General features: G+C 70.7%; 4 protein-coding genes. 3 read left to right on the plus strand and 1 reads right to left on the minus strand.

Annotation, left to right across the window (positions count from 1 at the left end):
* Entirely contained in the window at nt 1-3690 is a 3690-nt protein-coding gene (gene metH, locus FJ108_11670) for a methionine synthase (protein ID MBM4336552.1), read from the minus strand.
* Between metH and tldD the strand changes: the two genes are divergently transcribed.
* From tldD to FJ108_11685, 3 genes are read left to right on the plus strand one after another with little or no spacing between them, the layout of a single operon-like run.
* Nucleotides 3689-5176, plus strand: a complete 1488-nt coding sequence (gene tldD, locus FJ108_11675) for a metalloprotease TldD (GenBank protein MBM4336553.1) — start codon at nt 3689-3691, stop codon at nt 5174-5176. The two genes, metH and tldD, sit on opposite strands and share 2 nt — an antisense overlap.
* Before the next feature lies 1 nt (nt 5177).
* The gene (locus FJ108_11680; protein ID MBM4336554.1) at nt 5178-6524 is read left to right on the plus strand and encodes a TldD/PmbA family protein; all 1347 of its coding nucleotides are present in this window, start codon (nt 5178-5180) and stop codon (nt 6522-6524) included.
* 26 nt (nt 6525-6550) lie between these two features.
* Nucleotides 6551-6967, plus strand: a complete 417-nt coding sequence (locus tag FJ108_11685; protein ID MBM4336555.1) for an MmcQ/YjbR family DNA-binding protein — start codon at nt 6551-6553, stop codon at nt 6965-6967.
* Nucleotides 6968-7284: the final 317 nt, after the last annotated feature.

The raw sequence follows: 7284 nt of genomic DNA on the forward strand, positions 1-7284 counted from the left end.
CTACGCTGGCTCGTAGCCGAGATTCGGCGCGAGCCAGCGCTCGACCTCTTCGATCGGGACGCCGCGGCGCGCGGCGTACTCGGCGACCTGGTCGCGGCCGATCCTGCCGACGCTGAAGTAGCGCGACTTCGGGTGCGCGAAGTAGAGCCCCGAGGCGCTCGCGGGCGGGGTCATCGCGAAGCTCGAGGTGAGCTCGATCCCGATCTCGTCCGGGTGCAGCAGCTGCCAGAGCGCGGACTTTCCGGTGTGATCGGGGCAGGCCGGGTAGCCCAGCGCAGGCCGGATGCCGCGGTACTTCTCGGCGATCAGGTCCTCGAGCGAGAGCGACTCGTCGCGCCCGTAGCCCCACTCGCGCCGCGCCTTCCTGTGCAGCCACTCCGCGAAGGCCTCGGCGAGCCGATCGGCCAGGGCCTTCACCATGATCGCGTCGTAGTCGTCGAGCTCGGCCTCGAAGCGGCGCACGATCGCGTCGCTGCCGAGCCCGGCGGTGACGGCGAACGCGCCCAGGTAGTCGCGCGCGCCGCTCTCGCGCTTCGCCACGAAGTCGGCCAGGCACAGACACGGGTCGGTGTCGTTGGTAGGCCGCTGCTGGCGCAGCATGGGGAAGCGCGCGACCTCGGTTCTGCGGGACTCGTCGCCGAAGAGCACCAGGTCGTCGCCGTCGCTGCAGGCGGGCCAGAAGCCGTACACGCCGCGGGCGCGCAGCTCGCCGCCGTCGATCAGCTTGCGCAGCAGCGCGCGGCCCTCGTCGTAGAGCTTGCGCGCGGCGGCGCCCTGGGTGCGGTGCTCGAGGATCGCCGGGAAGCGGCCCTTGAACTCCCAGGCGGTGAAGAAGAAGGTCCAGTCGATCAGCTCGGCGAGCTCGGCCAGCGGCACGTCGTCGAGCACGCGCCGGCCGAGGAACTCCGGAACGCTGATCTCGCCCGCGCCGAACTCGAGCTTCGGCGCGCGCGCTCGCGCGTCCGGGAGCGCCACGAGCGGGCGCTCCATGCGCGAGGCGTGCGCGAGCCGCAGCCGCTCCTGCGAGGCGCGGTTCGCGCGGTCGAACTCGGCGCGCTTGCCCGCGTCGAGCACGCCCGAGAGCGCGGCCACGACGCGCGAAGCGTCCTGCACGTGCACGGTCGGCCGCTCGTACTGCGGCGCGATCCGCACCGCCGTGTGCTGCGTGGACGTGGTCGCGCCGCCGATCAGCAGCGGCAGCTCGAAGCCCTGCCGCTGCATCTCCTTCGCGACGTGCACCATCTCGTCGAGCGAGGGCGTGATCAGGCCCGAGAGGCCGATCGCGTCGCAGCGCTCCGCGAGCGCGGTCTCCAGGATCTTCGCGGCGGGCACCATCACGCCGAGGTCGATCACCTCGTAGCCGTTGCAGGCGAGCACCACGCCGACGATGTTCTTGCCGATGTCGTGCACGTCGCCCTTCACGGTCGCGAGCACGATCTTCCCCGCCGAGCGGCTGCCCTGCTTGTCCTTCTCCATGAACGGCTCGAGCCAGGCGACCGCGCGCTTCATCGCGCGCGCACTCTTCACGACCTGCGGCAGGAACATCTTTCCGGCGCCGAACAGGTCGCCGACGATCTTCATGCCGTCCATCAACGGGCCTTCGATCACGTCGAGCGGGCGCGGCAGCGCGAGTCGCGCCTCCTCGACGTCGACCTCGATGAAGTCCACCAGCCCGTGCACGAGGGCGTGCGCCAGACGCTGCTCGACCGGCGCTTCGCGCCAGGCCAGATCGACCTCGCGCTTCTTGCCTGCGCCCTTCACGCGCTCGGCGTACTCGACCATCCGCTCGGTCGCGTCCGGGCGGCGGTCGAACAGGATGTCCTCGACGTGCTCGAGCAGCTCGCGCGGGATGTCCTGGTAGACCGCGAGCTGTCCCGCGTTCACGATGCCCATGTCCATTCCCGCGCGAACCGCGTGGTACAGGAAGGCGGAGTGGATCGCCTCGCGCACCACGTCGTTGCCGCGGAACGAGAAGGACAGGTTCGAGACGCCGCCCGAGATCTTCACTCCCGGCAGTGTCGCCTTGAGGATTCGCGTCGCCTCGATGAAGTTGATCGCGAAGCGCGCGTGCTCCTCGATCCCGGTCGCGATCGCCAGGATGTTCGGGTCGAAGACGATGTCCTCGGGCGGAACGCCGACCTGCTCGGTCAGCAGCCGGTAGGCGCGCGTGCAGATCTCGACCTTGCGCTCGACCGTCTCGGCCTGGCCCGCCTCGTCGAAGGCCATCACCACGACGCCCGCGCCGTAGCGGCGCGCCTGCCTCGCCTTGGCCAGGAAGTCGGCCTCACCTTCCTTCAGCGAGATCGAGTTCACGATCGACTTGCCCTGCAGGCACTTCAGCCCCGCCTCGATCACGCTCCACTTGGAGCTGTCCACCATCACGGGCAGGCGCGAGATCTCGTCGTCGGCGGCGATCTGGTTCAGGAAGCGCGTCATCACGGCTTCCGAATCGATCATGCCCTCGTCCATGTTCACGTCGAGGATGTTCGCTCCGCCGCGTACCTGATCGAGCGCGATCGCGGCGGCGGCCTCGAAATCGCCCGCCTTGATCACGCGCTCGAACTTCTTGCTGCCGGTCACGTTGGTGCGCTCGCCGACCATCACGAACGGGATCTCGGGCGAGAACGTGAAGCTCTCGAGGCCGCTGTAGCGGGAGCGCTTCTCGGCGAAGACCGGGACCCGGCGCGGCGGAAGGCCCGCGACGGCCGCGGCGATCTGGCGGATGTGCTCGGCATTGGTGCCGCAGCAGCCGCCGACCAGGTTCACGAAGCCCGACTCGGCGAACTCGCGCAGCAGTCGCGCCATGATCTCGGGCGTCTGGTCGTACTCGCCGAGCACGTTGGGCAGTCCGGCGTTGGGGTGGACGGAGGTGAAGGTGTCGGCGAGCGACGAGAGCTCCTCGACGTACGGGCGGACCTCTTCCGCGCCGAGCCCGCAGTTCAGGCCGATGGCCAGGGGTCTGGCGTGCGCGACCGAGGTCCAGAACGCGTCGAGCGTCTGGCCCGAGAGGTTGCGCCCGCTCTTGTCCGAGAAGGTGACCGAGATCATCACCGGCACGCGCCGGCCCGACGCCTGGAACACGTCTTCGATCGCCACGATCGCGGCCTTCGCGTTCAGCGTGTCGAAGATCGTCTCGATCATCAGCACGTCGGCGCCGCCTTCGAGAAGCCCGCGGACCTGGGTCGCGTACGCGTCGCGCACCTGGTCGAACGTCACCGCACGAAACGCCGGGTCGTTCACGTCGGGGCCGAGCGAGAGCGTCTTCGGCAGCGGCCCTAGATCTCCGACCACGAAGCGCGGCTTGCCCGGATCGATCGCGCTCCACTCGTCGGCCGCGCGCCGCGCGATGCGCGCGGCTGCGACGTTCAGCTCCAGCGCGATCGGCTCGAGCCCGTAATCCGCGAGCGAGATCGACGAGCCGTTGAAGGTCGCGGTCGTGATCAGGTCGGCTCCGGCCTCGAGATACTCGCGGTGCACGCCCAGAATCACGTCGGGGCGAGAGAGCGCGAGCACGCCGTCGTGGCCCTTCAGGTCGTGGGAATGCCCCTTGAAGCGTTCGCCGCGCGTGTCGGACTCGGAGAGGCCCCGGCTCTGCAAGAGCACACCCATCGAGCCGTCGAGCACGAGGACGCGTTCGGAGAGCAGCTTGCGCAGGAGGGAGTCGGGGTTGGGGGCCACGGTCCTTTGCATGTTACCTTGGCCCGTCGGGGAGGAAAGGCCGTTGGCGAGAGCGAAGCGCGTCGGGGCGGAGCCGTCCGGCATTCGCCGGGACTTCGGCGTGGACGCGCGCGGGCTCGAGTCGGTCTTTGCAACGGCGCTCGCCCGGCCGATCGACTTCGCGGACGTCTTTTTCGAGTACACCACGCGCGACGCGGTCTCGATCGAGGAGGGCCTGGTCAAGTCCGGCGCCCGCGCGGTCGAGCAGGGGGTCGGCGTGCGCGCCCAGGCCGGCGAGCGCCAGGGCTACGCGCACGCGGACGAGATCTCGCTCGAGAGCGTGAAGCTCGCCGCGGGAACCGCGCGCGCGATCGCCGAGGGTCCGGCGCGCGTGCAGGCGGTCGCGCTTCGCCGCCCCGCGCAGCCCGCGTTCGACCTCTACAGCCTGCGCGAGTCGCCGACCGCGGCGCCGATCGACACGAAGGTGCGTCTGCTCCAGGAGATCGACGCCTACGCGCGCTCGCGCGATCCGCGCATCGCGCAGGTCATGGCGAGCGTCGCTTGCGAGGAGCGCAACCTGATGATCGCCGCCAGCGACGGCACCTGGGTCGCCGATCGGCAGCCGCTGGTGGTGCTTCGCGTGCAGGTGATCGCCGCCTCGGGCGCGCGCCGCGAGTCCGCATCGCAGGGCACGGGCGGGCGCATCGCGTACGCGCGGATCGGCGACCCCGCGACCTGGAAGCCGCTGGTCGACGAGGCGGTTCGGATCGCGCTCACGAACCTAGACGCGGTGAGCTGCCCCGCGGGCACGATGGACGTCGTGCTCGGCCCCGGCTGGCCGGGAATCCTGCTCCACGAGGCGGTCGGCCACGGGCTCGAGGGCGACTTCAACCGCAAGAAGACCTCGGCCTTCGCGGAGCGGCTCGGCCAGCGCGTGGCCTCGCCCGGCGTCACGGTCGTGGACGACGGCACGCTTCCGGGTCGGCGCGGCTCGCTGAACGTCGACGACGAGGGCACGCCCACCGGGCGCACCGTGCTGATCGAGGACGGGATCCTGGTCGGCTACATGCAGGACCGGCTGAACGCGCGGCTGATGGGCATGAAGCCGACCGGAAACGGAAGGCGCGAGAGCTACCACCACCTGCCGATGCCGCGCATGACCAACACCTTCATGCTCGCGGGCCCGGACGATCCGGCCGAGATCCTGCGCTCGGTGAAGAACGGCCTGTACGCGGTCTCGTTCGCCGGCGGCCAGGTCGACATCACCAGCGGCAAGTTCGTCTTCTCGGCCAGCGAGGCGTACCGGATCGAGGACGGCCGGATCGGCGCGCCTGTGAAGGGCGCGACGCTGATCGGCAACGGACCCGACGCGCTGCTGCGCGTGTCGCGAATCGGAAGCGATCTGGCGCTCGACCCGGGGATCGGAACCTGCGGCAAGGACGGTCAGGGCGTGCCGGTGGGGGTGGGCATGCCGACGATCCGCATCGACGGGCTCACCGTCGGCGGGACCGAGGGCTAGCGTGGACGAGCTTCGCGATGCCGCACTGCACGCGCTCGACTGCGCGCGCAAGGCCGGCGCGTACGCCGCCGACGTGGCGATCAGCCAGGGCGAGAGCTTCGAAGCGCGCGTGCGCGGAGCGGCGATCGACTTCGTGAAGCAGTCGCGCGAGCGCAGCCTGGGCGTGCGCGTCTTCTACGGCGGTCGCGGCGGGCTCTCCTCGGCGACCACGCGCTCGAACGACCTCGCGCCGGGCGTGATCGCGAGCGTGGCCGCGGATGCCGTCGCGCTCGCGATCGCGACCGTGCCCGATCCGTGCGCGGGCCTCCCCGACCGCGGCTTCGCGGCCGATGCGCCCGACCTCGCGCTCTTCGATCCGCGCGATCACCCGTTCGACACCGAGGGCCGGATCGCCGCCGCGCGCGAGGCCGAGGCCGCGGCGCGCGCGGTCGATCCGCGCATCGCCGACTCGGACGGGTCGCAGGTCGACGCATCGCGCTCGCGAATCATCTACGCGAACAGCGCGGGCTTCCTCGGCGACTACGAGTCCGGCCGACACTCGCTCGTGGCGGAGTCGCTCGCCCGAGCCGCGGACGGCGCGATGCAGCGCGACGTCTGGTACACCGCCTCGCGTCGCCTCGACGGCCTCGAGCCTTCGGCCGCCGTCGGCGCGAAGTCCGCGAAGCGCGCGCTGCGCAAGCTCGGCGCGCGCCGCGTGCCGACCTGCGAGGCGCCGGTGATCTTCGATCCCGTCGTCGCGCCGAGCCTGATCCGACAGCTCGCGGGATGCCTGTCCGGCTACTCCGTCTACCGCGGCGCGAGCTTCCTCGCGGGCTGCATGGGTGAGCGAGTCGCCGCGCCCGGCGTGACGATCACCGACGACGGCCGGCGCGCCGGTGGCCTCGGCTCGCGGCCGTTCGACGGGGAAGGGCTGCCGACGCGCCGCAACGTTCTCGTCGACGGCGGACGGCTGCGAAGCTGGATCCTCGACACCTACGCCGCGCGCAAGCTCGGGCTCGCCTCGACCGGCAGCGCGGTGCGCGGCGGCGGCGCGACGACGACGAATCTCTGGCTCGAGCCGGGAACGCTCTCGCCCGAGACGATCGTCACATCGACGCGGCGCGGGCTCTACGTCACCGAGCTGATCGGCCAGGGATTCAACCCCGTCACCGGCGACTACTCGCGCGGGGCCTCGGGTCTCTGGATCGAGAACGGCGAGATCGCCTTCCCGGTCGAGGAGATCACGATCGCGGGGAACCTCGGCGCGATGCTGAAGGAGATCGACGCGATCGGAAGCGATCTGCTCTGGCTCGGCTCCGCCGCCGCGCCGACGCTGCGCATCTCGCGAATGACGATCGCGGGCTCGTAGCCCTGGCGAGGGAGGCCGCCAGGCGCATGCACCCGGTGAAGCAGCACTCGCGCAGGGTCGAGCGGCTGCTCGTGCGGCTGCGCAGGATCTGCCTCGCGCTGCCGGAGTCGAGCGAACGGCTCTCGCACGGCGAGCCGACCTTCTTCGTCGGCGCGAAGAACGGCAAGGGCGGAAAGGTCTTCGTGAGCTTCGGCGACGACCATCACGGCGACGGGCTCGTGGCCATCACGTTCCCGGCGGAGCCGGGCGCGCAGGCGATGCTGATCGAGGCCGATCCGCGCCGCTTCTTCCGCCCGAAGTACGTCGGCGCGAGCGGCTGGGTGGGACTGCGACTCGACGTCGATCTCGACTGGGGCGAGGTCGCGGAGATCGCGGAGGAGTCCTGGCGGATGGTCGCGCCGAAGCGCGTGGTCGCCGCGTTCGAGGCTCAGAACTGGAAGTAGATGAAGGGCCGGCTGGTCGCGGCGAAGATCGCGATCGACAGCACCACGCCCGAGACCAGCGCGATCCGACCCGGCCAGCCGAGCCGCTGCAGCAGGTCCTCTTTGTAGTGCCAGAAGCAGAGCGCGTGGACTCCCGCGAGGCCGGCGATCAGGAACGCCCACTCCACGGGAACGTCGAGGCCCGAGCCCCAGGTGAAGATCTTCCGGATCATCAGCCATGCCTGCTCGGCGCTGGACACCCGGAACAGCATGGCCGAGAAGAGCAGCAGGAAGACGTTGATCCCCCAGCCGAGGAAGAGCTTGCCGGGAAAAGCCCC

The sequence above is a fragment of the Deltaproteobacteria bacterium genome, assembly GCA_016875225.1.
In the GTDB taxonomy this organism is placed as follows: Bacteria; Myxococcota_A; UBA9160; order SZUA-336; family SZUA-336; genus VGRW01.

What these genes read in the sequence shown, in the direction of transcription:
- tldD (MBM4336553.1), top strand. Translation starts at nt 3,689, where the DNA reads ATGTTACCTTGGCCCGTCGGGGAGGAAAGGCCGTTGGCGAGAGCGAAG.
- metH (MBM4336552.1), bottom strand. Translation starts at nt 3,690, where the DNA reads ATGCAAAGGACCGTGGCCCCCAACCCCGACTCCCTCCTGCGCAAGCTG.
- FJ108_11685 (MBM4336555.1), top strand. Translation starts at nt 6,551, where the DNA reads ATGCACCCGGTGAAGCAGCACTCGCGCAGGGTCGAGCGGCTGCTCGTG.